The organism is Pseudomonas sp. G7(2022), assembly GCF_052660475.1.
On sequence record NZ_CP109659.1, the window covers coordinates 1540904 to 1566277 of the forward strand.

Consider the following 25374-nt stretch of genomic DNA (forward strand, 5'->3'; position numbering starts at 1 on the left):
GCGACCAGATATTCTAGGCAGCCTGACCACCTGATCCGGAGTAACGCATGACCGACGCTGTAGCCCACGACTGTGAACTGGACGCCAGTGGCCTGAATTGTCCGTTGCCGTTGCTCAAGGCCAAGATGGAGCTGAACAAGCTGCCCAGTGGCGCGGTACTCAAGGTGATTGCCACGGATGCAGGCTCGCAGCGCGACTTTCGCACCTTTGCCAAACTGGCCGGTCATACGCTGCTGCGTGAAGAAGACGAGGCGGGCGTCTACCGTTACTGGTTGAAAAAAGCCTGAAATCGACAGCGTAAAAGACTTAAGGGTTATTGATGTTCAAAGTGTTACGCGACTGGATTCAGCGCTATTTCTCCGATGAAGAGGCCGTGGTGCTGGCGGTGCTGTTGTTCCTCGCCTTTACCGCGGTGCTTACCCTGGGTGGAATGCTTGCGCCTGTGCTGGCCGGGATGGTGCTGGCGTATCTGATGCAAGGGCTGGTGGTTACCCTCGAGCGCCTGCGGATACCCGGTGGGGCGGCGGTCGGCCTGGTATTTGCGCTGTTCATGGGCGTGCTGCTGTTGTTCATCATCGTGGTGCTGCCGCTGCTCTGGCATCAATTGATCACGCTGTTCAACGAGTTGCCGGGCATGCTCGCCAAGTGGCAATCGTTGCTGTTACTGCTGCCGGAGCGCTATCCGCATCTGGTCTCCGACGAGCAGGTGTTGCAAGCCATCGAGGCGGCGCGCGGCGAAATCGGGAAGTTCGGGCAGTGGGCGCTGACGTTCTCGTTATCCAGCCTGCCTCTGCTGGTGAACATCATGATCTACCTGGTCCTGGTACCGATCCTGGTGTTTTTCTTCCTGAAAGACCGGGTGATGATCGGCGAATGGGTACGTGGTTATCTGCCGCGTGAGCGAGCGCTGATTACCCGGGTTGCCGAGGAAATGAACCGACAGATCGCCAACTACATTCGCGGCAAGGTCATCGAGATCGTGATCTGCGGCGGGGTGACCTACATCGCCTTCGTCGCCCTCGGGCTGAACTACGCGGCGCTGCTGGCGTTGCTCGTAGGGGTGTCGGTGGTGGTGCCGTATGTCGGGGCAGTCGTGGTGACGGTGCCGGTCATGCTGATTGCGTTGTTCCAGTGGGGCTGGAGCGATCAGTTCATCTATCTGATGGCAGTCTACGGGATCATCCAGACGCTGGATGGCAATGTGCTGGTGCCGTTGCTGTTTTCCGAAGCGGTCAATCTGCACCCGGTGGCGATCATCTGCGCGGTGCTGTTGTTCGGCGGGTTGTGGGGCTTCTGGGGGGTGTTCTTCGCGATTCCGCTGGCGACGCTGTTCAAGGCTGTGCTTGATGCGTGGCCGCGCAAAGAGCCGGCTGTAGCTCCGCTACTTTAAAAACCGGATTATTCGTTGAGTCTTATTAGCCCCTTCGCAAGCAAGCCCGCTCCCACATCAGACCTCGGTCAACTGTGGGAGCGGGCTTGCTCGCGAAGGCGCCAGTGAAGTCGACGCAGAAACATCAGGCCTTGTTCAGTGCCTGAGCAGCGGCCAGCACAGCATCAACATGGCCCGGCACTTTCACGCCGCGCCATTCCTGGCGCAGAACGCCATCCTTGTCGATCAGGAACGTGCTGCGATCCACGCCCATATATTCCTTGCCGTAGAGTTTTTTCAGCTTGATCACGTCGAACAGTTGGCAGACGGCCTCGTCCTTGTCGCTGATCAACTCGAACGGAAACTCCTGCTTGCACTTGAAGTTCTCGTGGGACTTCAGGCTGTCGCGGGAGATGCCGAAGATTTCCGTGTTGGCATCCTTGAACGCCGCGTACTGATCACGAAAGCCCTGGCCTTCTGTGGTGCAGCCCGGGGTGCTGTCCTTCGGGTAGAAGTAGATCACCACTTGCTTGCCCTTGAGGGCTGAAAGGCTGACGGTCTGCCCGCTGGTGGCGGGTGCTTCGAAGTCGGCAACCGGTTGATCGATAGCTACGGCCATGAAAGCTTCCTTACATTGGGTTCTGTGGGCGCCACGGTTCGATCAGCGCGTCCAGGTTCATGGCATCGGCGAAGTCCAGGAACTGGTCGCGCAGCCAGCTGATCTGGGTGCCGGCCGGCAGGGTCACGGTGAACGTGGCGTTGAGCATGGTGCCGCCGGTCTGCGGCGCCTGATAGGTGTCGCAGGTCAGGTTTTCCAGCTCGACGTTGTGGTCCATGAAGAACTGGCACAGCTCGTTGATGATGTCCGGGCGATAGGCAGAGGACACGTAAGCCACGTACGGCAAGGCCTGAGGGCGGTTTTCCAGGGCCGCGCTGCGCACGACGTTAACGGTGAACGCATGCTTCTTGGCCAGGCCTGGCAGACTGCCTTCCAGGCGCGCCAGGGCGTCCCAGCTGCCGGAGATCTCGAGGATCAGCGCGCTGCACTCGCCGTGACGGGTCAGGCGCGAGGTGACGACCGCGCAGCGGTTTTCATGGCTGGCGCGGCACAGGACGTTGGTCAGCTCCATTGGATTGGCGCCGAGCGCACTGATGACAAGGAATTGTTCGCGAACTGTGGGGGTGGACATGCAGCATTCCTAAAGCGATGAGCGGTCGGTAGGGTAAGGGCGTTGATTGCCGGAACATACCTGTCCGGAAGGCCCGGTTCACGTATCGCCAGAGCCTCGATAATAAGGAAGCACAAGACGACGACACTGGAACGGGGCCTGAAAGGCCGAAACGGGAGGCTGGAACCCGGCGTACAAGCTGATCTGTACCGATCAAAGTCTGAAGGGTAGCGAAAAGCGGCGCTCAGGGGAATGGCGGCGCAGTACTTCGCTTGTGCAAGCATCTTGGCGCCAGTACCATTACCGCTCTCTTTTTCCGGCAGGAGCGGTTTCATGATTGCGGGCAGTATGGTGGCACTGGTCACACCCATGGATGCACAAGGGCGTCTTGACTGGGACAGCCTCAGCAAACTCGTGGACTTCCACCTCAAGAACGGCACCCATGCCATTGTCGCGGTCGGCACCACCGGCGAGTCGGCAACCCTTGACGTTGAAGAACACATTGCCGTCATCAAAGCCGTCGTCAAACAGGTTGCAGGCCGCATTCCGGTGATCGCCGGCACCGGCGCCAACTCGACCCGCGAAGCCGTCGAGCTGACCCGCAACGCCAAGGAAGCCGGCGCCGATGCCTGCCTGCTGGTAGTTCCGTACTACAACAAGCCGACCCAGGAAGGCCTGTACCAGCACTTCAAGCACATCGCCGAAGCGGTCGACATCCCGCAGATCCTCTACAACGTACCCGGCCGCACTTCCTGCGACATGCAGGCCGAGACCGTGATCCGCCTGTCCACCGTGCCGAACATCATCGGCATCAAGGAAGCCACCGGCGACCTGAAGCGCGCCAAGGCGATCCTCGATGGCGTGAGCAAGGATTTCATCGTGCTGTCCGGCGATGATCCAACCGCAGTCGAGCTGATCCTGCTGGGTGGCAAAGGCAACATCTCCGTCACCGCCAACGTCGCTCCGCGCGAAATGGCCGACCTGTGCGAGGCCGCGCTCAAGGGCGACGCCGAGACCGCACGGGCCATCAATGAAAAACTGATGCCGCTGCACAAGGACCTGTTCATCGAAGCCAACCCGATTCCGGTGAAGTGGGCTTTGGTCGAAATGGGCCTGATGCACGAAGGCATCCGCCTGCCGCTGACCTGGCTGAGCGCTCCTTGTCATGAAACGTTGCGCTCGGCCCTGCGCCAGTGCGGCGTCCTGGTTTAATTGAGGAAGTACAACGCATGAAGCGAATGGCCGGACTTTCCGCACTTGCCTTGATTATCTCCAGCACCAGCGGCTGCGGATGGATCTGGGGCCCGGAAGGTTATTTCCGTGACCGTGGTAGCGACTACCTGGAAGCGAAACAGACTGCACCGATGCAACTGCCAGAAGGTGTCAGCACCTCCAAGCGTCTGGATCCACTGCTGCCGATCCCGCGCAACGTCGCCGACGATACCGCTACCGGCGAATACGTGGTTCCGCGTCCTCAGCCACTGTCGGCGATCGCTGACGCCAGCGACTACTCGCTGCAGAAGAGCGGTGATTCGCGTTGGGTCATGGGCCAGCATCCACCGGCCGAAGTCTGGCCAGTGGCTGTGCAGTTCTTCCAGGACAATGGTTTCCGTCTGGATGAACAGCGTCCGCAAACCGGTGAATTCACCACCACCTGGCAGCATTCCGACGAGCTGTCCGCTGCCATGGCCAAGCGTCTGAGCGCCGCCGGCGTCGCCGCCGACAGCGAAACCCGTGTGCGGGTACGCATCGAGCCGGGCGTACAGCGCAATACCAGTGAAATCTACGTGGTCAGCGCCGAGCGTCCGGCCGGCAGCACCGCCAATGTCGATTTCACCAACCGTTCGGTCAACACTGGTCTGGACGCTGCACTGGTCGACGACATGCTCGCGAGCATGAGCCGCACCTCCGAGAAGGGTGGTTCGGTGTCGATGCTGGCATCGCGTGATTTCGATACCCCGAGCCGCGTCAGCCTCAGCGAAGACGGCAGCGGCAATCCGGTGCTGAACGTCGGTTCGGATCTGGACCGTGCCTGGTCGAGCGTCGGTCGCGCGCTGGAGCAAGGTCAATGGCGTGTTGAGGACATCAACCGCAGCCTGGGCCTGTACTACATCAACCTGGCCGAAAAAGCCGAGAAGAAAGACGACAAGCCTGGTTTCTTCAGCAGCCTGTTCGGCAGCGCGCCGACCAAGGAAGAAGTTGAAGCCCGTGCCGAGCGTTATCAGGTTCGCCTGAGCAAGGTTGGCGAGAACGTTCAGGTCACCGTCGAGAAAAACATCAACACCGTTGCGCCGGCCGATGTGGCCCGTAAAGTGTTGAGCGTGATTCAGGACAACCTGGGCTGATCAGATGCGTTTTGCCGTTCTCGGCAGCGGTAGCCAAGGGAACGGCACGCTGATCGCCAGTGCTGATACGTATGTACTGGTGGATTGTGGTTTTTCCCTGCGGGAAACCGAAAAACGCCTGTTGCGCCTGGGGGTGAACCCGGCGCAACTGAGCGCGATACTCGTGACCCACGAACATGCCGACCACGTGCATGGCGTGGGTTTGCTGTCTCGGCGCTACAATCTGCCTGTCTACCTCAGTCGCGGCACGCTGCGCGGGATGCGCAAACCGATTGAACCCGCAGGCTTCGTGGCCGGCGGCGAACAACTGCAGATCGGTGCTCTGGACATCCGGGTCATTGCCGTGGCCCACGATGCACAGGAACCGACCCAGTATGTCTTCAGTGATCAGGAACAGCGGCGCTTCGGCCTGCTGACCGACCTGGGATCGTATTGCGAGCAGGTGCTGGACGGTTATAGGGACCTCGATGCGTTGATGATCGAGTCCAACCACTGTCGTGACATGCTGGCCCGTGGTCATTATCCGTACTTTCTCAAGCAGCGGGTGGGCGGCGAGCTGGGACATTTGAACAACCATCAGGCGGCATTCCTGGTGGCCGAGTTGGGCTGGCAAGGCCTGCAACACCTGGTCCTGGCCCATCTGAGCAGCAAGAACAACCTGCCGCAGCTGGCCCGGCAATGTTTTGTCGACACCCTCGGGTGCGACCCGGACTGGCTGCAACTGGCCGATCAAGATTCAGGGCTCGACTGGCGCCACATCGCCTAGCCCATCTACTTAGCAAGCGGAGCCCATCATGGAAAAACGTGAAGAACTCTACCGCGGCAAAGCCAAATCGGTTTACAAGACCGACGACGCTGACCGCTTGATCCTGCTGTTTCGCAACGACACTTCGGCGTTCGACGGCAAGCGCATCGAGCAGCTCGACCGCAAAGGCATGGTGAACAACAAGTTCAACGCCTTCATCATGCAGAAACTCGAAGCGGCCGGCATTCCGACCCAATTCGACAAGCTGCTGGGCGACAACGAATGCCTGGTGAAGAAGCTGGACATGATCCCGGTCGAGTGCGTCGTTCGTAACTACGCTGCCGGCAGCCTGGTCAAGCGTCTGGGCGTCGAGGAGGGCATGAAGCTCAACCCGTACACCTTCGAACTGTTCCTGAAAGACGACGCCAAGGGCGACCCGTTCATCAACGAATCCCACGTCGTGGCATTCGGCTGGGGCACCGCCGAGCAACTGGCGCGCATGAAAGAACTGTCGCTCAAGGTCAACGAAGTCCTGAGCAAGCTGTTCGACGACGCCGGCCTGCTGCTGGTGGACTTCAAGCTGGAATTCGGCGTGTTCAGCGATGGCTCCATCGTCCTGGGCGACGAGTTCAGCCCGGACGGCTGCCGTCTGTGGGACAAGGACACCAAGAAGAAGATGGACAAGGACCGCTTCCGTCAGGGCCTCGGTGACGTCATCGAAGCCTACGAAGAAGTCGCCAACCGTCTGGGCGTACCGCTTTAATCGACGCAAGCATCTGATAGCACGGAAAAAATTTCGTTTAGGGGTTTCCCATTCAACGAAAGTGTTGTTATGATGCGCGCCGTTGGAGAGATGCCAGAGTGGCCGAATGGGACGGATTCGAAATCCGTTGTACCTTCACCGGTACCTAGGGTTCGAATCCCTATCTCTCCGCCATACATGGAAAAAGCCCCGTAGCTGAGAAGCTGCGGGGCTTTTTCGTATGTGCTGAAAAAAGCGCCCTCAACGATCGACCCGTTTATTTTGCTTTGCCCATTTCCCTGTCAAGACCTGGTGAAACAGCCTTCATCACATCATCGATTACAGCCTTTCCCATCTCCGTCAAAAAATGCGCAGCCCAGGCATATCGGTCTGTTTCTCTAATGAACGCCGCATCTTCTGCAAGTGCCTTGGCGAGAGCCAACAGGTCGGAAGCCTGAGCCAATGCCTGGCCGACAGGCACTCCGGCGCTGACGTGAAATAACGGATTGTCAGAGCAATAGAGGAAGGGAGTGGTTCCGGCGGTTTTTTCTTCAGGTGCATCATGCATGTGTAACTCCTTGACTGTGAGGAGCTGCCAATTTCACGGGCGTAAGAAGACGCCAGCATTTGTCAGGGACGCTGTTGCGTGACTCGTCGGGTTTCCAAACTCGGGAGGGAGCCTCAGGAACGTTAGAGGAGTCGTGTCTCACACTCCGAATTAACTGACTAAACTCCTGCATTCCAGGTCATGGACCACCGGGTTTCCGGCGGCCAGCCCCTTCAATGCATGAGGTTTGGTCATGGCAAAGGGAAAGAAGAAAGACTCGCCCAAAGACATCCCCGCAGATCGCCCGAAGCTGTCGAGCAAGGACTATCTGGCGGAGTTGCGTCGACTGCACGTTGAGCTCGTCAAACTGCAGGAGTGGGTGAGGGCCGAGGGCATCAAGGTTTGTGTGATTTTCGAGGGCCGCGATGGGGCGGGCAAGGGCGGGACGATCAAGGCACTTACCGATCGGGTCAGCCCGCGGGTCTTTCGGGTGGTTGCATTACCGGCCCCGAGCGAGCGAGAGAAGAGCCAGATGTATCTGCAGCGCTACCTACCTTATCTGCCGGCGGCCGGCGAGGTGGTGATCTTTGATCGCAGTTGGTACAACCGAGCCGGTGTCGAGCGGGTGATGGGGTTCTGTACCGAGAATCAGGTCGAAAAGTTCCTCAATACGGTGCCCCTGGTGGAGCATGCCATCGTCAATTCCGGAGTGATTCTGCTCAAGTACTGGTTGAACGTCAGTCAGGAAGAGCAGACGCGCCGGCTGGAAGAGCGCATCAAGGACGGTCGAAAGATCTGGAAACTGTCTCCCATGGATCTCAAGTCCTACAGTCGCTGGTATGACTATTCGCGGGCGCGTGACGACATGATCAGGGCGACCGATACCGAATATGCGCCCTGGCTGGTAGCCGACTCGAATGACAAGCGGCGAGCGCGCCTGAATATCATCTCAGATCTCCTCAGCCGCATTCCGTACAAGAGTGTTTCGCGCGAGAAGGTTGAGCTACCCAAGCGGCAGAAGCCTGGGGGCTACAAGGAATCGGATTATCCCTTCCGGCACATCCCCGAGAAATTCTGAAGACAGGTGTTTACGTCGGTCTCGGAAAAGCCCCGTTGATGAAAATCAGCGGGGCTTTTTCTTTTTTGCGGCCTTACCGGATGCCCCTCAAATCTCCTTGACCGGCGTATCCCCCTGCACACCTTTGATCAATTCGATCACGTGCAGACAATCCGCCTTGTTCACATACGACTCCCCGCTGGCAACCGTTTCATGGTTTCCCGCCCTTAACCGCCAGCGCCATTGGCCCTTGCCGGTGCTCGGGGTGCCCTTGGATTGCCTGTAAATCTCGAAATACATTCAGTTCGCTCCATGCGATGGGGATATTGCGACAACCTGTTTGACGCATGTTCGCAAGCCTAGCCGAGCCCTGTTATTTGGCTATCGGGGATTTGTTTCCAATCGTTCGATAATGTTTCCGCAATGGGCGGGGCAGAGCGTCTGGATCAGCCTTCGGATTGGCCGGTACGTCCTCGTGGCACACTTGCATGACCTTCAGTGGTGCTGCTTAATACGGTGCGGCTCATGGCGTCGAATCCGCTTCGGCGACCGATAGACACTATAAGAAAAGAGCACTCCATTGACCCAATCGCACGGAACGCCAAACGCGGGGCCGGTGAAATTGTCGCTGGTGGTTCCCGTCTTCAATGAAGAGGACAGCCTCGACGGCTTTCTCCTGCGCATCCATCAGGTATTCAAGTCTGAAGAGCTGATCCGCCTCGAACTGGTGTTCGTCAATGACGGCAGCAGCGATGCGACGCTGGAGCGTTTGCTGCACCGTCAACAACGTGATCCGCGGATCCGTATCGTCGATCTGAGCCGTAACTTTGGCAAGGAAGCGGCGCTTTCCGCCGGTTTGCAGATCTGTACCGGAGAGATCGTGGTGCCGATCGACGTCGATCTGCAGGACCCGCCCGAGGTGATTCTGCAGATGATCGAGCGCTGGCGCGAGGGTTATGAAGTGGTGCTGGGGCATCGCCTCAGTCGCTGCAATGATTCCTGGGCCAAGCAGATCTCGGCCAGCTGGTTTTATCGTTTGCACAACAAGATCGCCGATCAGTCACTGCCCGAGAATGTCGGCGATTTCCGTTTGATGGATCGTTGTGTGGTAGACGCTCTGCTGACACTGCCGGAGTCCCGGCGATTCATGAAGGGGTTGTTCGCCTGGGTCGGCTTTCGCACCACTCAGGTCGAATACGATCGCCCGGAGCGTGCAGTGGGCGAGAGCCGGTTCAATGGCTGGAGGCTGTGGAATTTCGCGCTGGAGGGCATTACCAGTTTCAGCACCGAGCCATTGCGGATCTGGACGTACCTGGGGGCGATGGTGTCTCTGGTGTCGTTTGCCTTTGCCATGTTCATCGTGGTGCGCACGCTGATCCACGGCGTCGACATGCCCGGTTACGCCTCGCTGATGGTCGCGGTGACCTTTCTCGGCGGCTTGCAACTGATCGGCATTGGCGTGCTTGGCGAGTATCTTGGCCGCACCTATATCGAAGCGAAACGCCGACCGGTTTTCCTGGTGCGCCGCATCTATGACCCCAAGGACTGAAGCATGGATCTCAAGGAAACCGACATCCTCGGCGACAACATCGGCGAGCATTGGTATTACTGCTCGAAGGCGGCGGCGACGCGCCGAATGCTGGGGGAGGCACCGATCAAGCGCATTCTCGATGTCGGTGCCGGCTCAGGGTTCTTTTCTCATCATTTGCTGACGCACACGGCTGCCCGCGAAGCCTGGTGCGTGGACATCAGCTACCCGGCCGATTTCAGCGCCACCACCGCCGGCAAACCGGTGCATTACCGGCGTGCGATCGACAGCGTGGACGCCGATCTGGTGTTGCTGATGGATGTGCTGGAGCACGTTGATGATGACCTCGGATTGCTCAAGTCCTACGTCGACAAAGTGCCGTCCGGCAGCCGGTTCCTGATGACGGTGCCGGCGTTCCGGTTCCTGTGGAGCGGGCACGATGATTTTCTTGAGCACAAACGTCGTTATACCCTCGGGCAGTTCGAAGCCTTGACCGAAAAGGCTGGGTTGACGGTCGAGCGGGGCGCCTACTACTTCGGCGCGGTGTTCCCGATGGCTGTTGCTTCGCGCCTGATTCCCGGCAGTTCGACACCCCGTTCGCAACTGAAAAAACATCACCCGCTGGTTAATGCGCTGCTGAAGACCCTGTGCCGCCTCGAGCTGCCCTTGATGAACCTGAACCGTGTGGCCGGTCTGAGTGTATTTGTGCTGGCGCGCAAATCGTGACGCCCGCCGAGAAAGACGCACTTGTCAGGCGCGGCCTGCGCTTTGCCGTGACGGGACTGTTCGTCACCGCGTTGCATGCGTTGGTGGCGATGTCGTTCATCAATTATGTGAGCCCTGATCCTCCACTGGCCAACGGTGTGGCGTTTGTCGTCGCGACCGTGGTGTCCTATGTGATCAACACGACCTGGAGCTTTTCAGCCCGCTTGCACGGCAAGACGCTGCTGCGATTCCTGCTGGTTTCGGCGGGAGGCTTTTTCCTGGCGATGTTTGTCGCCTGGGCCGCACAGATGGCAGGGCTGCATTACCTGCTGGGCATCGCGGCGGTCGCGCTGACCATTCCGGCATTCACGTTCGTGTTACACAATTTCTGGACCTATCGATGAAGGATTTGCGCAGGCACCCGGCACTCTCCTTACTGCCGTTGTTAATGGGGACGCTGGTGTTTTTCCTGGCGATCGGGCCGCAAGCGCTGAATCCGCAAAACATTGCCTGGCTGGAACAGGGTGATCCGGCGACGCATTATCTGGGTTGGGAATTCTTCCGGCGTTCGCCCTGGACATTTCCACTCGGCCTCAATCCGTTCTACGGTCTGGAACTGAGCAATTCGATCATCTTTTCCGACTCCAACCCCCTGTTGGCGCTGTTGTTCAAACCCTTCAGCGCGTGGTTGCCGGACACCTTCCAATATTTCGGGTTGTGGCTACTGGTGTGTTGTGTCCTGCAGGCCTGGTTTGGCTGGAAACTGCTCGGGCTGATGACCGGCAATCCCTTGATTCGCCTGCTGGGAGCCGGGCTGCTGGTGTTCTCGCCGCCGATGTTTCTGCGTATGGGCGGGCACCTTTCCCTGGCCGGGCATTTCCTGATTCTGGCAGCGTTGTATCTGGCGCTGGTGCCGGACCAGCGTCGACGGCGCTGGGCCTGGGGGGCTTTGCTGGCGGTGACCTCATGGGTGCACGCCTACTTGCTGGCCATGGTGGCCCTGATCTGGCTGGCGGACCTGCTGGGCAAGACATTCAGCCGGCAATTGACCCGGCGTCAGGGGCTGGTCGAAGGCGGATTGCTGTTTGCGCTGGTGAGTGTGTGCTGCTGGCAGGCGGGTTATTTCAGCATTGCCGACGGTGCGGTCTCGGGCGGTTTCGGTTTGTACCGGATGAATGTGCTGTCTCCGGTCGATCCGGCGGGCTGGTCGTGGATCCTGCCCAATCTGCCAAAACGCGAGGGCGACTTTGAAGGTTTCAACTACATGGGGCTGGGCGTTCTCTTGCTGGTGCCGCTGGCGCTGATTGCCTGGCATGGCAATCGGCAACCCTTGAGGGAGGCGTTGCGCGCCCGTCCTTGGCTGTTGACGGCCCTGTTCGGCCTGTGGCTTTTCGCGCTGTCGAATCAGATCGGTATCGGCTCAATCACCGTCGGCTATCCACTGCCGGAGGTAATCCTCAGGCTGGCCAACGTCTTCCGTGCGTCGGGGCGGATGTTCTGGCCGGTGCTGTATGCCCTCATGTTGGGCCTGATTTTTCTGGTGGTGCGCGGTTATCGACCGCGCGTTGTCATTTTTCTGCTCGCTACAGCGCTGCTGGTCCAGGTTGCCGATACCTGCAGTGGCTGGCTTGGCGTGAGACAGGGGAAAATGGTCGCGCCATCGGCAACCTGGAACAGCCCGATGCGCGATCCTTTCTGGGCAAGCGCTGCCGGGCATTACACGAATGTTCGCAGTCTGATGCCGCAGAATCAGAACGATCGCTGGCAGATGATTGCCGAGTTTGCCGCGGTTCACGGCATGAACACCGATGCCGTCTACCTGGCGCGCGTGAGTTCTTCGGCGCTGGCGCTGGCACAGCAGAAAGCGCGGCGCATGCTCGACTCGGGTCAATACGAGGCAGATTCGTTGTACATCCTCAGCGACGATGTCCTGGCGGATGCCGCCAAAGGCATCAACAGTGAAACCGATCTGCTGACCCGGGTGGACGGTCTCATCGTGCTCGCTCCGGGGTGGAAGCGCTGTACCCGATGTCTGCCCATGAAGGATGAGGGACAGCAAATATCCGTGATTCCCCTCTCGGGGCCAGGGCAAACGCTGACGTTCAACTACCGAAACCGACAACTGGCCAACGGCTGGTCGACACCGGAAAGCTGGGGCACGTGGACGGAGGGGCAACAGGCGAAAATCGAAATGCGGGTGTTGCCGCAGGCGCGTTCAATCGTGCTTGACGCATTGGCCTTCGTTCAGCCACAGCATCCCGCCCAGCGAGTGATCGTGAAGCTCAATGGCGAGCAGGTGCTGACCACAAGTCTGACCCGGTTCCATGGCAATCACCTGGAAATTCCAATCAGCGCCGCGCTCAGTCGCAGCCTTGCGAGCGATGACCGGCTCACTATCGAACTGCAATTGCCGGATGCCATCAGCCCTCGGCAATTGGGGATCAACGATGATTCGCGGGTCATGGGCCTGGGGCTGAAGTCCCTGACGGTGCAATGACGCACCGTTTTGATGGACGCTACCCCTGCTGCCTTTCTACACTGCCCGCAATCCGGGGACAGGGGGGCAATGGATGAACCGCAATGAACTTCGCAAGGCCGACATCAACCTGATGGTGGTGTTCGAGACCTTGATGCTCGAACGCAACGTGACACGAGCGGCGGAAAAGCTGTTTCTCGGCCAGCCGACCATCAGCTCGGCGCTCAATCGCTTGCGCACCATGCTCAACGATCCACTGTTCATTCGCGTCGGTCATCGCATGGAGCCGACGGCTCGCGCCGAAGACATCTATCGCCATCTCAAGCCTGCCCTGGACTCGCTGTCGGTGGCGCTGAGCCTGACCCGTGATTTCGACCCGGCCGTCAGCACCATGACGTTTCGCATCGGCCTGTCGGACGACGTCGAATTCGGTCTGTTGCCACCATTGCTGCGTGTCTTGCGCCAGGAAGCACCGAACGTGGCATTCGTGGTGCAGCATGTCGATTACTGGCGCATTCCCGATCTGCTGGCGGCTGGCGACATCACCGTCGGTATCAGCCAGACCCGTGGCCTGCCGGCCAATGCCAAGCGCAAACTGCTGCGGCATATCCAGCCGAGCATCCTGCGCGCCGACAAGTCCGACACCCCGCTGACCCTCGACGAATATTGCGCACGGCCCCATGTGCTGGTTTCCCACACGGCCAATGTCAGCGGTTACGCCGATGAGTGGCTGGCGGACCTCGGTCGAACCCGTCAGGTGGTGTTGTCGGTACCGCAATACAGCGCGCTGCCGGCGCTGCTGGCGGGCACCGACCTGATCGCCAGCCTGCCGGACTACACCGCCGAGGCGATGGCCGCCTCGGGGCTGCTGTTCAAGGAAGCGTTCCCGTTCAAGACCCCGACGCTCGACCTGTCGATGGTCTGGCTCAGCCATGTCGACAGCGATCCGGCCGAGCGCTGGCTGCGTTCGCGGCTGGAGCAGTTCATGAGCGAGCGGCCGGTGATGGCGTCGTTGGCGTGAGTCAGGCGTCGCTGTGTTATATGTACGACCTTTTTGCCGAACCTCTGGAGCACCGACATGCCACATCTGCACATGGAATACACCGCCAACCTGCCGCAACTGAACGCCGACGTGGCGTTGATCCGGCTCAACAATACCCTGGTGGGTTCCGGTCAGTTTGCGGCCGAGTTCGATATCAAGAGCCGTGCGCTCAAGGTGGAAACCTTCAAGGTCGGCACCGCCATGAGCGAGCGGGCCTTTGTTTCAGTGAGGCTGGCGCTGCTCAGCGGCCGATCCCCGGAGATCAAGAAACAACTCTCGCAAAACCTGTTGGCGGTGTTGCAGGACCTGTGCGAATGGCCGGCGGGCGTCGAAGTGCAGTTGAGTGTGGAACTGCTTGATATCGACCGCGAGTCCTACAGTAAAGTCGCCATCGGCGTGTAAGACTCAGGCCGCCTCCAGCTCCGCGCAGGTCTTGATGACCTGCTCGCGCAGCCAGAGGTTGGCGCTGTCCTGATCGACGTTGTGGCTCCACTGCATGTCGAGGGTGAAACCCGGCAGGCCGTTGGGTGCCTCGCAGTGATTGAACACCGCGTCGTTGGTCAGCAAACGCTGGATCCGCCGGGGCAGGGTGAGGATGAAATCGGTGCCGGTGATCATCTTCAACGCTGCGCTGTAGCTGTTGGAACGCGCGACGATCTGGCGCTTCTGTGCCTGCCGCGCGAGCCAGCCATCGACCATGTTGGTGGTCGAGGTCCAGGGCGTGGGGAACACATGCCGGCGCTCGGTGAAGGCTTGCAGGCTGAGGCGCGGTTCCAGCGGCGTCGCACGTTTATCGAAGACGCAGACCAGATCATCTTCCAGCAACATCCGGGATTTCAGGTCGGTATGGCTGCGGTGAAAGTGCGGGCCGAAACAGATCACCAGATCGAGGCTCCCGTCTCGCAGCTCCTGCGCCGGCACGTCGGTCTCGAACTTGTGCATGTTGACCATCACCGGCAGATCGTCGAAGTCGAAACGCTTCAGCATGCGCGGCAGGATCAGTTGCTCGAAGTATTCCGGGGCGCAGATGTTGAAGGTCACCGGCTGCGCCGTCGGGTCGAAGGTCGGGGCGCCGGCGTGGCACAGGTTGATGCTTTCGAGGATTTTCTGCACATGGCCATACATGCTGCTGGCCTTGTAGGTCGGGCGCATGCCCGTGCGGGTATTGACGAACAACTCGTCTTCAAAACTGGTGCGCAGTTTCTTCAGGCAGTAACTGACGGTGGACTGACTGACGAACAGCGCCTCCGACACATCGGTGACGCTGCTTTGCTCATACACGGCGACAAACACCATGAGATCCTGCATGTCGAGCTTTCTAAGCAAGTTACTGTTCAGCATCCGTTCTGTCTCGCTGTGCTCCTTGCGCCGAATCCGCGCAAACGTGTGCGCATGATCGTAACGGAACGATGGTGCCAGGAGAAACCCCTGTAGGATTTTTCACGGACAGTTGTGGGACAGAAAGTTTTAGTAATACGACGTGCCAAAACGATCCTGCAAAAGATGGCCAGAAGCCTTTATCCAGAGGGATGAAGCACCGTGCACAACGCCCGATCAGCGAACGTGTCGGGCGTATTGTCGAGGGTCGAAACGCAGCCCGATCAGCAGCATGACCACCATCACCGCGGTCAGCGACCACCAGGCCCATTCGAAGCTGCCCAGTCGATCGCGGATCACCCCGGCCAGCAGCGGTGAGAGCCCGGCAATCAGGTAACCGACCCCTTGCACGAAGGCCGTCAGCCCGCCGGCACGCTGCGGGTTGTCGAGGTGATCGAGGGAGACGATCAGGCTCATCGGGAACAATCCGCCAATGCCCAGCCCCAACAGGCCTGGCCACAGCAGGCTCAGATGTTGCGGGCTGAGGATCAACCCGCAGAAGCCACCAATGATCAGCACCAACAGGGCGCTCAGTACCAGGCGCCGGTCACGGCTGCGGTTGGCGATCGCCGGAACCACCAGGCCGGAAATCACCTCCATGGCCGTCAGAAATCCCAACAGCAGACCGGCGTTCTGTTCGCTCCAGCCGTTTTCCACGTAGTACGGCGCCAGCCACGCGAGTACACAAGTGTAGGAAGCGGTCCCCAGACCAAAGAAGATTGCGAGCAGCCAGGCGCGGGAGTGGGTGAAAAAGGCCTCCGTTTTCACGGCAGTGGTCGTGATGGGTGGTGCGTCATCGCGTTGTGCCAACCAGAACACCAAGGCGAGCAGCGCCAATGCCGCCCAGATCGCCAGCCCTGCACGCCAGCTGCCCGTGTCGAGCATCACCCTTGGTGCGAACGAGGCAGCGAGTGCGGCACCGCCCATGATCGACGTGACATACAACCCCATGCACAGCGCCACGTTGTCGGGGAAGCGCGATTTGATCAGTGCCGGCATCAAGGCCTGAATCAACGCGATGCCGACCCCTGCCAGGACGGCGCTGACGATCAGTTGCGCCGCCGAATCGAGAAACAGCCGCGCCAGGGTCGCCCCACCAATGATCAACAACGACAGCACCACCGTGCGCCGCTCCCCCAGACGCTGGCTGATGCCGATCCCGAAGAACATCGCCAGTCCCATGGCCATCACCGGCAGCATGGTCAGCAGCGATGCCACGCTGAAGCTCAGCGGGATATCGCTGCGAATCGCCGACAGCAAAGGCCCGACGGCGGCCATCGATGGGCGCAGATTGAGGGCGACCAGAATGATACCGAGCATCAGCCAGACAGCGGGGCGGGCGGTGGCGCGGACGTTTTCCATGTTCAGACCTTTGAATCAGAGGCTGTCGATTAGGCGGGCGCGATACCGGTGCCGGCAAATCAGAAATTCCCGCGGGATATTTAAAAAATCGATACGCCTTTCGTGAGCTCTGCCTGAACGGGCTGTGATTTTTTACTGAATCAGGCCTGATGCACTTGCAGATTTCATGGTTATTTCATGAGCCAACTAATCGTTGGCTTCTTTTTCACAAAAAATTGATGAGGGGCTACGTAGAGTTTTCATCGCTTGGGTCAATGAATTTTTCACAATTGGCCACGGCGCTTCTTTTCAGGAAATAGCCCCCCGCCTATGTTGAAGTTAAAAGCCGTGCGCCCTGAATGGGTGACGTTGTTTGCCAGTGCCTTTTTTTTGGCCGGATTCAATTTCGTACTCTGGGAACACCTCTTCGAGATCACCGCTGCCGATGGCAAGGGTATCGCCATGCGCATTGCGTTCGGGGTGATGATCTTCGCGGCGTACAACATCGTGCTGACCTTTCTGGCGTTTCGCCCGGTATTGAAACCGGTGTTGACGGCGCTGTTTCTGATCAGTGCCGGTGTGGCTTATTTCATGAGCCAGTATGGGGTGATGATCGATGCGGGGATGTTTCGAAACTTCGCTGAAACCAATGCCACGGAAGTTCGCGATCTGCTGTCTTTGAAGTTGTTCGCTTATCTATTGTTTCTGGGCTTATTGCCGTCGTGGTTGGTGTGGAAGTTACCCGTCGCTTATCGTCGATGGCATCGAGAGTTATTAAGCAAAGTTGTGGTGTGTGCAGCATCGGTCGCGGTCATTGGCGGCGTCGCATTGGCCAACTATCAGGGCTTGTCTTCGCTGTTTCGCAACCACCACGAATTGCGCCTGATGCTGGTGCCGAGCAACTACATCGGCGCATCTGCCGGCTATCTGCGCGAACAGGTTGTTTCTGTGCAGCAACCGTTCGTCAAGATCGGTGAAGACGCCCAGCGTAACCCTGCACTGCAAAACCGTCCGCGCAAGTCGCTAACCGTGCTGGTGGTGGGTGAAAGTGCCCGGGCGGAGAACTTCGGCATCCTGGGCTACAACCGCGACACCACGCCGAAACTGGACAAGGAAGCCGGCCTGATCGCGTTCACCGATGTGCATTCCTGCGGTACGGAAACAGCCGTCTCGGTGCCGTGCATGTTCTCAAACATGGGCCGCAAGGATTACGACGCCAGCAAGGCGAAGAATGAAGAAGGGCTTTTGGATGTGCTCAAACGTGCCGGCATCGATGTGATCTGGCGCGACAACCAGTCGGGCTGCAAAGGCACCTGCGATCGCGTCACCCTGCAGGATGTCAGCAATCTGAAAGACCCGGCGCTGTGCGCCAACAGCGAGTGCCGCGACGAAATCCTCCTGCAAGGGTTGCAGAATTTCATCGAGCACCTGGACAAGGACACCGTGCTGGTACTGCACCAGATGGGCAGCCACGGCCCGGAATACTTCAAGCGTTATCCCAAGGAATATGAGCACTTCACACCGGTGTGTGAAAGCAACGCGCTGAACAATTGCAGCCGCGAAAGCATCGTCAACGGTTACGACAACACGCTGGTGTACACCGACCATGTGCTGTCGAGCCTGATCGATGTGCTGCGCAGCAATCAGGAAAAAGTCGATACCGCCATGCTGTACCTCTCCGATCACGGCGAGTCCCTGGGCGAGTACAACCTGTTTCTGCATGGCACGCCGTACATGCTCGCGCCGGAACAACAGAAACATGTGGCGATGCTGGCGTGGTTCTCCGACAGTTACCAGAAGTCGTACTCGGTCGACACCCATTGCCTGCAAATGAGCCGCGACAAACCGTTGAGCCAGGACAACCTGTTCCATTCGATGCTCGGTCTGCTGGAAGTGCAGAGCAAGGTCTATCAGCACGATCTGGACCTGTTCGCCGGTTGCCGCGGTGCCGTCATCGACGGCGTCCTGGCCAGGGACTGAACCCTCGGAATTGTTCTGTAAGACTATTCTTGCTTGCAGGCAGGAGATTTCATCAACGCTCTTGCCCTGCGAAGGCGCGTAAAGCGCCGGTGGCGATATATACTGCGCGCCATTCTTGAAGGGAGAGCCGTGTGGCCATCGATATTCACTGGATTCGCGACAACGATAGCCTCGCGCAGTTTTGCGCCGAGTGGCAGCAGCTGCCTTTCGTTGCCCTCGACACCGAATTCATGCGGGTCGACACCTTCTACCCGATTGCCGGCCTGCTGCAGGTCGGCGACGGCAAGCGCGCCTATCTGATCGACCCGCTGACCATTGACGCCTGGCAACCGCTGGCGGCGTTGCTGGAAAACCCGGCGGTGCTCAAAGTCCTGCACGCGTGCAGCGAAGACCTCGAAGTCCTGCTGCGCCTGACCGGCAGCCTGCCAGCGCCGTTGTTCGACACGCAACTGGCTGCGGCCTACCTGAACCTCGGGTTCTCGATGGGCTATTCGCGTCTGGTGCAGGAAGTGCTCGGCATCGAACTGCCGAAGGGCGAAACCCGTTCCGACTGGCTGCAGCGCCCGTTGTCCGACACGCAAATCAGCTATGCCGCCGAAGACGCCGTGCATCTGGCGGAGGTTTTCGTACAACTGCGTCCGAAACTGTCCGATGACAAATTCGCCTGGGTACTGGAGGACGGCGCCGAACTGGTCGCCAACTTGCGCCGCGAGACCGATCCGTACGAGGTGTATCGCGAGGCCAAACTGGCCTGGAAGCTGTCTCGCGCGCAACTCGCCGTTCTGCGCGAACTGTGCGCCTGGCGTGAGCGCGAAGCCCGTGCCCGCGACCTGCCGCGCAACCGTATTATCCGTGAGCATTCGTTGTGGCCGCTGGCCCGCACGCAACCGGACAACCTCAGCGCGCTGGGCAAGATTGAAGACATGCATCCGCGTACCGTGCGTCAGGACGGCGAGTTTCTGCTTGATCTGATCAAGCGCTCTGGCAGTGTGGGGCCTGATCAATGGCCGCCAGCCGTGCCGGAGCCGTTGCCGATCGAAGCCGCCGCGCTGATCAAACAGCTGCGAGCGCTCGGTCAGGCCGAAGCCGAACGTCTGGGCATCGCGCCGGAATTGATGCTGCGCAAGAAAACCCTCGAAGCCCTGGTCAAAAGCGGCTTCCCCGAGGGCCCTTACCAATTGCCTGATTCGCTGCGTGGCTGGCGCCGCGAATTGATGGGCCAGAAGCTGCTCGACAGCCTGGCCACCGCCGGAGAACAGCCTTGAAACGTATTTGCTCCATTTATCAAAGTTCGAAGAAAAGCGGCATGTACCTCTACGTGCTCAAGAGCGATGCGCTGGAACGCGTGCCGGAAGGCCTGATGGCGGCGTTCGGCAAGGCGAAGCATTCCTTCGATCTGGTACTGACCCCCGAGCGCAAGCTCGCCAGCGAAGACATCGCCGTGGTCCTGGAGAACCTCGACAAGCAGGGCTACCACCTGCAGATGCCACCGGCCGAGGAAGAGTACATCGAGCACTTGCCCGAAGAGTTGCTGCGACGCAACGACCCGGTCTGATCCGCGAGGCCCTGTCCTGGGCCTCTTGTAACCCCTGGAACGGTTTTTACTGCGACGGCTGCCACGAAGTGGGCGGCCGCCTGCACGGTTTGCGAAAGGTTTGAACATGCGCGTTCTGATTGCTGAACACGACCACGCGATATACGCCCGGCTGCTGCGTCAGGCAGCCCCGGAGCTTGAAGTGCTGACCAGTGGCGACTCCGCCGAGCTGGCCCGCCAGGCTGCTGATTGCCCGGTGTGGCTGGGCCAGCCGGATCTGTTGGCGACCCTGTTGCGTCAGGGCCACCAGCCCCAATGGCTGCAATCGACCTGGGCCGGCATCACGCCGCTGCTGGCCGACGGTTTGCGCCGCGATTACCGCCTGACCCGGGCGGTCGGCATTTTCGGTCAGGTGATGGCTGAATACGTGCTGACCTACATGCTCGGCCACGAGCGCGAAGTGCTGGCGCGACTGGTCAGCCAGGTCGAGCGCAAGTGGGACAGTCGCACCGGCCAGAGTCTGGTCGGGCGCAAGGTGCTGATCGTCGGCACCGGCGACATCGGCCAGAGCGTGGCGCAGTTCCTGCGGCCATTCGGCGTTGAGTTGTACGGCATCGCCAGCAGTGCCCGGGAGCAGGCGCCATTTGTCGAAGTCGGCTCGATGGCGGACCTGCCACGGCTGGTGGGGGAAGTGGATTACGTGGTCAATCTGCTGCCCAACACCGAGCACACCCACGACATCTACGACGCGGCGCTGTTCAAGCAATTCAAGCCGACCGGGTTGTTCATCAACGCCGGGCGCGGTGTGGCGGTGGTCGATGCGGATCTGGTCGAAGCGCTGAAGGAAGGTCATCTGGCCGGCGCGGTGATCGACGTCTGCCGTCAGGAACCGCTGCCGCAACGGCATCCGTTCTGGACCGCGTGGGGCTTGCTGTTGACCGGGCACAGCTCTGCGCCGACGTCGCCGCCGATGATGGTGCAGTTGTTTCTGGACAACTTGCGGGCGTATCAGGCGGGAGAGGCGTTGCGTGGGGAAGTGGATTTCGCACGCGGTTACTGATTCACCGCAGTGAAAAATGTGGGAGCGGGCTTGCTCGCGAAAGCGGTTTATCAGTCAGCCAAGACGTCGACTGGTAAGCCCTCTTCGCGAGCAAGCCCGCTCCCACATTTCGTTATGCGCCATGGCTTAGAGGGTGAAGTCGCCTTCAGCCGCCAGTTCGCTCAGCGGACGACGCGGGCTCGGCGTTTCCCGTGCTTGCAGGTAATCCGCCAGGGTTGCCTTGTCACCCAGCTTGCCCACCGCCACGGCGGCGTGCAGTGCATAACCTTGCGGAATGTTCAGCTCCTTGCGAGTCAGCTCCTGATCGAAGCCGGCCATGCCGTGGGTGTGCCAGCCGCTCAGGCTCGCTTGCAGAGCCAGATGGCCCCAGGCCGAACCGGTGTCGAAGGTGTGCCACAGCGCTGGTGTTTCTTCGGTCGCGCCCGGTGCGGTGAAGGTGGTTTTGGAAATCACGATCACCAGCGCCGACGCGTGCTGCGCCCAACTGCGGTTGAATTCGTTGAGCAGGCCCAGGTAACGCTCCCAGTTCGGCGTATCGCGACGGGCGTAGAGAAAACGCCACGGCTGCGAGTTGTACGCCGATGGCGCCCAGCGCGCGGCTTCGAAGAAGCTCAGCAAGGTTTCTTCCGGAATCGCTTCGCCGGTGAAGGCGCGGGGCGACCAGCGATCGGTGAACTGCGGGTGAATGGCGTATTCGGCAACGCGAGGGTTGGCACTCATCGAGAGATTCCTTGCTACGTTTGAGGACAGGTTTGAAGCAAAACCCGGCGGGATCAGTTGGGCTGAACGATGGGGGCTGTATCTGAAGCCGTGCAGTTCACCGGAATGCAACGCGGTCGAGCGTTAATGGCATCCAGCCAGGGCTTCTTGAGACTGGCAAAGCTACTTGGCCGCGCAAAAACTGACAAGCCCTGCACAACCGACAGTCGCCAGCGCTTGGCCCACGGGGCCTTGGGCACTAGACTGGCGGCCTTTTCACCACCTGATGTTGATGCTTGAGCCATGGCCGCCAAAGTCGAACCGTTCTGGAAACGCAAAACCCTCGATCAACTGGATCACGAGGAATGGGAATCGCTGTGCGACGGTTGCGGCCTGTGCTGCCTGCAGAAGCTCGAGGATGAAGAAGACAACAGCGTCTATTACACACGCATCGCCTGCAAACTGCTGGACCTGAAAAGCTGCCAGTGCAGCGATTACCCGAACCGCATCAAGTTTGTTCCGGACTGCATCCAGCTCACCCCGGGCCAGGCCGAAGCATTCAAATGGCTGCCGCCGACTTGCGGCTATCGGCTGGTCAGCGAAGGCAAGGATCTGCCGTTGTGGCATCACCTGGTCTGCGGGGATCGGGACGCCGTGCACCACGAACGGATTTCCCAGTCCGGGCGCATGCTCGCCGAAGGCAGCGTGCCGGAAGACGACTGGGAAGATCACCTGATTTTCCGCGCAGGTTAACGATTGACCAAGGAGCAGGTATGGCGACGGGATTGCGCCGGGCGCTGATCGTCACGCTGCTGGCGCTGAGTGCGCCGGTGTGGGCGGCGAAGAAGGTCGATCTGGATTTTCAGGTACGCCTGCTGCCGCAGAGCGATCAGGCCGAGGTGCGCCTGACCCTCGCCAAAGGCGAGGCCGTGCGCAGTCTGGATTTCGACCTCGGCGACGGCAGCCACTACAGCGACTTCAAGGCCGACGGCCAATGGCAATTGACGCCGGGCCAACAGGCACGCGGCGTATGGCGCCCGACGGCGGACAAGGCCAGCCTGACCTACCGCGTGCGTATCAGTCACGGCCGCAAGAACGGCAGCTTCGACACGCGCCTGACCCCGACCTGGGCGCTGATGCGCGGTGATGAACTGGTGCCCCCTGCAAAGCTTGATCAGCAGGACGGCATCGAACTGGTCTCACGGCTGCAATTCGAACTGCCCGATGGCTGGAAAAGCGTCGAAACCGCCTGGCCGCGCATCGGCAAGAACAAATTCCGCATCGACAATCCGGCCCGTCTGTTCGACCGGCCTACGGGCTGGATGCTCGCCGGGCACCTCGGCAGCCGCCGCACACGATTGGGGGAGACCGAAGTCACCGTGGCGTCGCCACAGGGGCAGGGCATGCGCCGGATGGACGTGCTGACGCTGTTGACGTTCGTCTGGCCGCAGGTCCAAGCGGTGTTTCCCCGACATCCGAGCAAGCTGCTGATCGTCGGCGCCAACGACCCGATGTGGCGCGGCAGCCTGGCGGCGCGGGAGTCGATCTACCTCAACACGCGTTTGCCTCTGGTCAGCGAGAGCGGCAGTAGCCCCTTGGTCCGGGAGCTGGCGCAGGTGTTCGGGCGCATCAACGACGAGCAGCGCAGTGACTGGATCAAGGAAGGGTTCGCCGAGTATTACGCCGTCGAACTGGTGCGCCGTGCTGGCGGTATGAGCGATGAACGTTATCAGGCCTTGCAGGTGAAACTGGCCAAGGACAGCCAGAAGGTGACGACGTTGCGCGGCGAGCAGATCAGCCCGGCGCAGGTGTCCAAAGCGGTTTTGCTGTTACAGGAACTGGATCGCGAGATCCGTCTGAAGACTCGCAACAAGCGCTCGCTGGATGATGTGCTGCGCGGGGCGATGCATTTGGGGACGGTGGACACCAAAGAGTTCGTGCAACTCGCCGAAAGCATTCTCGGCGAGTCGTCCAAAGTCCTCGATACTGCGTTATTGCAGTAATACCGCCTTCACGAGCAAGCCCGCTCCCACATGTGATCGCATTACAACTGACGTAGAGCGGTTCAATGTGGGAGCTGGCTTGCTCCGGGCGGCGATCCGACGAAGAGGCCAGAAGCCTCACCGCAAGTTCAGGCTCAACCCCCGGCTTTGGGCGACTTCACCGAATCATTGCCGGTCACGGTGGCGGTTTTGGTCGCCGCCTCGGCATTGGCTTTGAGCTTGCTCAGCTCTTCACCGGCGCGCTCGATCTTTGTGCGCACGTTGTTCATGTCCTGACGGCTTTTCTCCAGCAGGCTTTTCACCGAGCTGTGGCCGGTGATGCCACGGGCCATGGCTACGCCGCCAATCGCCACCTGAATCAGCCCGAACACGCCGCCACGGCGCAGGCCCTTGCCGACCATGATCACGCCGCCGGCCAGCGAGCCGATGCGCTCCCAGCCTTCGACGTTCTGCTCGGAGCGGGTCTGGAACGGAGTGGATTCGATACGCTCGACGCGTTTGAGCTCGGTCATGATCTTTCTCCAGGCAATGAGTAATGGATAAACAAGCTGACTGCACTGGCGGTCAGCTCGTTCCATCGGATGTGCGGCGTTTCAGCGGAATTTCGGCCCGGAACGGGTATTCAGACCTTTGGCCATGCGGTCGTAAAGCACGACGTTGACCGTGGCGGCGAGGTTCATGCAACCGGTGGTCGGGATGTACACGACGTCTTCGCACCAGTCGCGGATCTCTTGATCCAGCGAGCCGTCTTCGGGGCCGAAGATGTACAGGGCGCGATCGGGGTGGGTGTATTCCGGCAGCGGGCGGGCGCCGTCGACCAGTTCCACGGCGACCGGGACGCAGTTGAGCGGCAGGATTTTTTTCAGGTCGTCGATGCCGATCAGCGGGATGTCGTAGTGCACGCGCTTGGTGTCGGTGACGAAATCGGCGGCGCGCTCATAGCGTTTGCCGGTGTAAAACACGGTCGACACGCCATAGCAGCCTGCGGCGCGCATCACCGAACCGACGTTTTCCGGTGATTTGGGGTTATACAAACCAATGCAGCTGTACCGTTTGTCTGCCACGAGCGGGGTGCCTTCGGGAAAAAGAGGGCGATTATACGGGGATTGGGGGAGGGGTGTTCAGTTTGAGATTGGCGGTGCCTGCCAGGCCGCCTTCGCGAGCAGGCTCGCTCCCACAGTTGATCGGTGTCGCACACAAAACCAATGTGGGAGCGAGCCTGCTCGCGAAAGGGTCGGGTCAGCCACTGAAGATCTTCAGTCTTCTTTTTTCATGAGGCCGGCCAGGGCAGCAAACGGATTGTGCGTGGCCTTGGCGATTTTCGGCGTGCTCAGCGAGCCTTCGCCGAAATACTGCTGGTCGGTGTAGCGCGAGTGTTCGTTGTCGTGGCAGTACAGGCACAGCAGTTCCCAGTTGGAACCGTCCTGCGGGTTGTTGTCGTGGTTGTGGTCGCGGTGGTGCACGGTCAGCTCGCTCAGGCGCTTGCCGGAAAACTCACGGGCGCAGCGGCCGCACACGTGCGGGTACATCTTCAGGGCCTTGTCGCGGTAGCCCATTTCCTTGTCGCGCTGGTTGTCGGCGAGGATGCGATCCAGCTTCGAAGTGTTGGTCGGGGTGGACGAACTCATGGGTTCACCTTTGCAGAAAGACTAATG

At 60.0% G+C, this 25374-nt stretch carries 29 protein-coding genes and 1 tRNA gene; 20 read left to right on the forward strand and 10 right to left on the reverse strand.

Annotation, left to right across the window (positions count from 1 at the left end; genetic code table 11):
* Positions 1-47: 47 nt before the first annotated feature.
* Together NE357_RS06960 and NE357_RS06965 are read left to right on the forward strand one after the other, a co-directional pair.
* Positions 48-287, forward strand: coding sequence for a sulfurtransferase TusA family protein (locus NE357_RS06960; RefSeq protein WP_007958011.1), 240 nt, complete (start codon positions 48-50; stop codon positions 285-287).
* Between the two features lie 32 nt (positions 288-319).
* Positions 320-1390, forward strand: coding sequence for an AI-2E family transporter (locus tag NE357_RS06965; RefSeq protein ID WP_169429256.1), 1071 nt, complete (start codon positions 320-322; stop codon positions 1388-1390).
* Positions 1391-1514: 124 nt separating this feature from the next.
* Here the strand turns inward: NE357_RS06965 and NE357_RS06970 are convergent, their stop codons facing one another.
* Positions 1515-1988 carry a peroxiredoxin gene (locus tag NE357_RS06970; RefSeq protein WP_169429257.1) on the reverse strand — a complete coding sequence of 158 codons (474 nt, stop codon included), beginning with the start codon at positions 1986-1988 and terminating at the stop codon, positions 1515-1517.
* A gap of 10 nt (positions 1989-1998) precedes the next feature.
* On the reverse strand, positions 1999-2559 hold the full coding sequence (locus tag NE357_RS06975; protein WP_169429258.1) for a glycine cleavage system protein R: 561 nt from the start codon (positions 2557-2559) through the stop codon (positions 1999-2001).
* 312 nt (positions 2560-2871) lie between these two features.
* On the opposite strand from NE357_RS06975, the gene dapA reads away from it, so the two are divergent.
* The 5 genes from dapA (at position 2872) to NE357_RS07000 (ending at position 6565) form a co-directional block, all read left to right on the forward strand.
* The gene (gene dapA / locus NE357_RS06980) at positions 2872-3750 is read left to right on the forward strand and encodes a 4-hydroxy-tetrahydrodipicolinate synthase (RefSeq protein WP_169429259.1); all 879 of its coding nucleotides are present in this window, start codon (positions 2872-2874) and stop codon (positions 3748-3750) included.
* A 17-nt stretch (positions 3751-3767) separates the two neighbouring features.
* The gene (bamC, locus tag NE357_RS06985; RefSeq protein ID WP_169429260.1) at positions 3768-4883 is read left to right on the forward strand and encodes an outer membrane protein assembly factor BamC; all 1116 of its coding nucleotides are present in this window, start codon (positions 3768-3770) and stop codon (positions 4881-4883) included.
* A 4-nt stretch (positions 4884-4887) separates the two neighbouring features.
* Entirely contained in the window at positions 4888-5649 is a 762-nt protein-coding gene (locus tag NE357_RS06990; protein WP_085710246.1) for an MBL fold metallo-hydrolase, read from the forward strand.
* Positions 5650-5677: 28 nt separating this feature from the next.
* Complete coding sequence (gene purC, locus NE357_RS06995; RefSeq protein ID WP_007963288.1) at positions 5678-6391, forward strand: phosphoribosylaminoimidazolesuccinocarboxamide synthase; 714 nt, start codon at positions 5678-5680, stop codon at positions 6389-6391.
* An 84-nt stretch (positions 6392-6475) separates the two neighbouring features.
* A tRNA-Ser gene (locus tag NE357_RS07000) sits at positions 6476-6565 on the forward strand.
* A gap of 82 nt (positions 6566-6647) precedes the next feature.
* Here the strand turns inward: NE357_RS07000 and NE357_RS07005 are convergent.
* Positions 6648-6938, reverse strand: coding sequence for a DUF3077 domain-containing protein (locus tag NE357_RS07005; RefSeq protein WP_169429261.1), 291 nt, complete (start codon positions 6936-6938; stop codon positions 6648-6650).
* Positions 6939-7170: 232 nt separating this feature from the next.
* Here NE357_RS07005 and ppk2 point away from each other — a divergent pair, with 232 nt between their 5' ends.
* The gene (gene ppk2 / locus NE357_RS07010) at positions 7171-7995 is read left to right on the forward strand and encodes a polyphosphate kinase 2 (RefSeq protein WP_169429262.1); all 825 of its coding nucleotides are present in this window, start codon (positions 7171-7173) and stop codon (positions 7993-7995) included.
* An 87-nt stretch (positions 7996-8082) separates the two neighbouring features.
* Here the strand turns inward: ppk2 and NE357_RS07015 are convergent, their stop codons facing one another.
* Positions 8083-8274 carry a YegP family protein gene (locus tag NE357_RS07015; RefSeq protein ID WP_064383113.1) on the reverse strand — a complete coding sequence of 64 codons (192 nt, stop codon included), beginning with the start codon at positions 8272-8274 and terminating at the stop codon, positions 8083-8085.
* 280 nt (positions 8275-8554) lie between these two features.
* On the opposite strand from NE357_RS07015, the gene NE357_RS07020 reads away from it, so the two are divergent.
* The 6 genes from NE357_RS07020 to NE357_RS07045 all read left to right on the forward strand — a co-directional run bounded on the left by NE357_RS07020 (position 8555) and on the right by NE357_RS07045 (position 14127).
* Positions 8555-9523, forward strand: a complete 969-nt coding sequence (locus NE357_RS07020) for a glycosyltransferase family 2 protein (RefSeq protein ID WP_169429263.1) — start codon at positions 8555-8557, stop codon at positions 9521-9523.
* Between the two features lie 3 nt (positions 9524-9526).
* A complete protein-coding gene (locus NE357_RS07025; protein WP_169429264.1) occupies positions 9527-10228 on the forward strand; it encodes a class I SAM-dependent methyltransferase in 702 nt (233 codons plus the stop codon).
* Entirely contained in the window at positions 10225-10611 is a 387-nt protein-coding gene (locus tag NE357_RS07030) for a GtrA family protein (protein WP_169429265.1), read from the forward strand. The genes NE357_RS07025 and NE357_RS07030 overlap by 4 nt, the downstream gene beginning before the upstream one ends.
* A complete protein-coding gene (locus NE357_RS07035) occupies positions 10608-12704 on the forward strand; it encodes a DUF6311 domain-containing protein (RefSeq protein WP_169429266.1) in 2097 nt (698 codons plus the stop codon). Before NE357_RS07030 ends, NE357_RS07035 begins: the two co-directional genes overlap by 4 nt.
* Before the next feature lie 73 nt (positions 12705-12777).
* Complete coding sequence (locus tag NE357_RS07040; RefSeq protein WP_169429267.1) at positions 12778-13704, forward strand: LysR substrate-binding domain-containing protein; 927 nt, start codon at positions 12778-12780, stop codon at positions 13702-13704.
* Positions 13705-13761: 57 nt separating this feature from the next.
* Positions 13762-14127, forward strand: coding sequence for a 5-carboxymethyl-2-hydroxymuconate Delta-isomerase (locus NE357_RS07045; protein ID WP_169429268.1), 366 nt, complete (start codon positions 13762-13764; stop codon positions 14125-14127).
* Positions 14128-14130: 3 nt separating this feature from the next.
* On the opposite strand, the gene NE357_RS07050 is transcribed toward NE357_RS07045, so the two are convergent.
* Both NE357_RS07050 and NE357_RS07055 read right to left on the reverse strand, forming a co-directional pair.
* Complete coding sequence (locus NE357_RS07050) at positions 14131-15066, reverse strand: LysR family transcriptional regulator (protein ID WP_169429269.1); 936 nt, start codon at positions 15064-15066, stop codon at positions 14131-14133.
* Positions 15067-15279: 213 nt separating this feature from the next.
* On the reverse strand, positions 15280-16464 hold the full coding sequence (locus NE357_RS07055; RefSeq protein WP_169429270.1) for a cyanate transporter: 1185 nt from the start codon (positions 16462-16464) through the stop codon (positions 15280-15282).
* 309 nt (positions 16465-16773) lie between these two features.
* Between NE357_RS07055 and NE357_RS07060 the strand changes: the two genes are divergently transcribed.
* From NE357_RS07060 to NE357_RS07075, 4 genes are all read left to right on the forward strand, one after another.
* Entirely contained in the window at positions 16774-18423 is a 1650-nt protein-coding gene (locus NE357_RS07060; protein ID WP_169429271.1) for a phosphoethanolamine transferase, read from the forward strand.
* A 131-nt stretch (positions 18424-18554) separates the two neighbouring features.
* Complete coding sequence (gene rnd, locus NE357_RS07065; RefSeq protein WP_169429272.1) at positions 18555-19688, forward strand: ribonuclease D; 1134 nt, start codon at positions 18555-18557, stop codon at positions 19686-19688.
* Complete coding sequence (locus NE357_RS07070) at positions 19685-19978, forward strand: YcgL domain-containing protein (protein ID WP_085703814.1); 294 nt, start codon at positions 19685-19687, stop codon at positions 19976-19978. The genes rnd and NE357_RS07070 overlap by 4 nt, the downstream gene beginning before the upstream one ends.
* Before the next feature lie 106 nt (positions 19979-20084).
* Entirely contained in the window at positions 20085-21017 is a 933-nt protein-coding gene (locus NE357_RS07075) for a D-2-hydroxyacid dehydrogenase (RefSeq protein WP_169429273.1), read from the forward strand.
* A gap of 126 nt (positions 21018-21143) precedes the next feature.
* On the opposite strand, the gene NE357_RS07080 is transcribed toward NE357_RS07075, so the two are convergent.
* Positions 21144-21737, reverse strand: coding sequence for a nitroreductase family protein (locus tag NE357_RS07080; protein ID WP_102717527.1), 594 nt, complete (start codon positions 21735-21737; stop codon positions 21144-21146).
* 282 nt (positions 21738-22019) lie between these two features.
* On the opposite strand from NE357_RS07080, the gene NE357_RS07085 reads away from it, so the two are divergent.
* Entirely contained in the window at positions 22020-22469 is a 450-nt protein-coding gene (locus NE357_RS07085) for a YcgN family cysteine cluster protein (protein WP_169429274.1), read from the forward strand.
* A gap of 20 nt (positions 22470-22489) precedes the next feature.
* Complete coding sequence (locus NE357_RS07090; RefSeq protein WP_169429275.1) at positions 22490-23719, forward strand: hypothetical protein; 1230 nt, start codon at positions 22490-22492, stop codon at positions 23717-23719.
* Between the two features lie 134 nt (positions 23720-23853).
* On the opposite strand, the gene NE357_RS07095 is transcribed toward NE357_RS07090, so the two are convergent.
* The 3 genes from NE357_RS07095 to NE357_RS07105 all read right to left on the reverse strand — a co-directional run bounded on the left by NE357_RS07095 (position 23854) and on the right by NE357_RS07105 (position 25347).
* Positions 23854-24231: a YgaP family membrane protein gene (locus tag NE357_RS07095; protein WP_169429276.1), complete on the reverse strand. Its 378-nt coding sequence runs from the start codon at positions 24229-24231 to the stop codon at positions 23854-23856.
* An 81-nt stretch (positions 24232-24312) separates the two neighbouring features.
* Positions 24313-24783 (reverse strand): RNA methyltransferase, encoded by a 471-nt coding sequence (locus tag NE357_RS07100; protein ID WP_007958066.1) that lies wholly within the window; start codon positions 24781-24783, stop codon positions 24313-24315.
* Positions 24784-24975: 192 nt separating this feature from the next.
* Positions 24976-25347 (reverse strand): YajD family HNH nuclease, encoded by a 372-nt coding sequence (locus NE357_RS07105; protein ID WP_007944009.1) that lies wholly within the window; start codon positions 25345-25347, stop codon positions 24976-24978.
* Positions 25348-25374: the final 27 nt, after the last annotated feature.

Coding starts and splice junctions, on each gene's coding strand:
- NE357_RS07080 (WP_102717527.1), bottom strand. CDS start 21,737: ATGAGTGCCAACCCTCGCGTTGCCGAATACGCCATTCACCCGCAGTTC.
- NE357_RS06960 (WP_007958011.1), top strand. CDS start 48: ATGACCGACGCTGTAGCCCACGACTGTGAACTGGACGCCAGTGGCCTG.
- NE357_RS06970 (WP_169429257.1), bottom strand. CDS start 1,988: ATGGCCGTAGCTATCGATCAACCGGTTGCCGACTTCGAAGCACCCGCC.
- NE357_RS07055 (WP_169429270.1), bottom strand. CDS start 16,464: ATGGAAAACGTCCGCGCCACCGCCCGCCCCGCTGTCTGGCTGATGCTC.
- NE357_RS07075 (WP_169429273.1), top strand. CDS start 20,085: ATGCGCGTTCTGATTGCTGAACACGACCACGCGATATACGCCCGGCTG.
- ppk2 (WP_169429262.1), top strand. CDS start 7,171: ATGGCAAAGGGAAAGAAGAAAGACTCGCCCAAAGACATCCCCGCAGAT.
- bamC (WP_169429260.1), top strand. CDS start 3,768: ATGAAGCGAATGGCCGGACTTTCCGCACTTGCCTTGATTATCTCCAGC.
- NE357_RS07045 (WP_169429268.1), top strand. CDS start 13,762: ATGCCACATCTGCACATGGAATACACCGCCAACCTGCCGCAACTGAAC.
- NE357_RS07040 (WP_169429267.1), top strand. CDS start 12,778: ATGAACCGCAATGAACTTCGCAAGGCCGACATCAACCTGATGGTGGTG.
- NE357_RS07085 (WP_169429274.1), top strand. CDS start 22,020: ATGGCCGCCAAAGTCGAACCGTTCTGGAAACGCAAAACCCTCGATCAA.
- NE357_RS07105 (WP_007944009.1), bottom strand. CDS start 25,347: ATGAGTTCGTCCACCCCGACCAACACTTCGAAGCTGGATCGCATCCTC.
- NE357_RS07025 (WP_169429264.1), top strand. CDS start 9,527: ATGGATCTCAAGGAAACCGACATCCTCGGCGACAACATCGGCGAGCAT.
- NE357_RS07090 (WP_169429275.1), top strand. CDS start 22,490: ATGGCGACGGGATTGCGCCGGGCGCTGATCGTCACGCTGCTGGCGCTG.
- NE357_RS07035 (WP_169429266.1), top strand. CDS start 10,608: ATGAAGGATTTGCGCAGGCACCCGGCACTCTCCTTACTGCCGTTGTTA.
- NE357_RS07060 (WP_169429271.1), top strand. CDS start 16,774: ATGTTGAAGTTAAAAGCCGTGCGCCCTGAATGGGTGACGTTGTTTGCC.
- NE357_RS06965 (WP_169429256.1), top strand. CDS start 320: ATGTTCAAAGTGTTACGCGACTGGATTCAGCGCTATTTCTCCGATGAA.
- NE357_RS07050 (WP_169429269.1), bottom strand. CDS start 15,066: ATGCTGAACAGTAACTTGCTTAGAAAGCTCGACATGCAGGATCTCATG.
- purC (WP_007963288.1), top strand. CDS start 5,678: ATGGAAAAACGTGAAGAACTCTACCGCGGCAAAGCCAAATCGGTTTAC.
- NE357_RS07095 (WP_169429276.1), bottom strand. CDS start 24,231: ATGACCGAGCTCAAACGCGTCGAGCGTATCGAATCCACTCCGTTCCAG.
- NE357_RS06990 (WP_085710246.1), top strand. CDS start 4,888: ATGCGTTTTGCCGTTCTCGGCAGCGGTAGCCAAGGGAACGGCACGCTG.
- NE357_RS07015 (WP_064383113.1), bottom strand. CDS start 8,274: ATGTATTTCGAGATTTACAGGCAATCCAAGGGCACCCCGAGCACCGGC.
- NE357_RS06975 (WP_169429258.1), bottom strand. CDS start 2,559: ATGTCCACCCCCACAGTTCGCGAACAATTCCTTGTCATCAGTGCGCTC.
- NE357_RS07005 (WP_169429261.1), bottom strand. CDS start 6,938: ATGCATGATGCACCTGAAGAAAAAACCGCCGGAACCACTCCCTTCCTC.
- dapA (WP_169429259.1), top strand. CDS start 2,872: ATGATTGCGGGCAGTATGGTGGCACTGGTCACACCCATGGATGCACAA.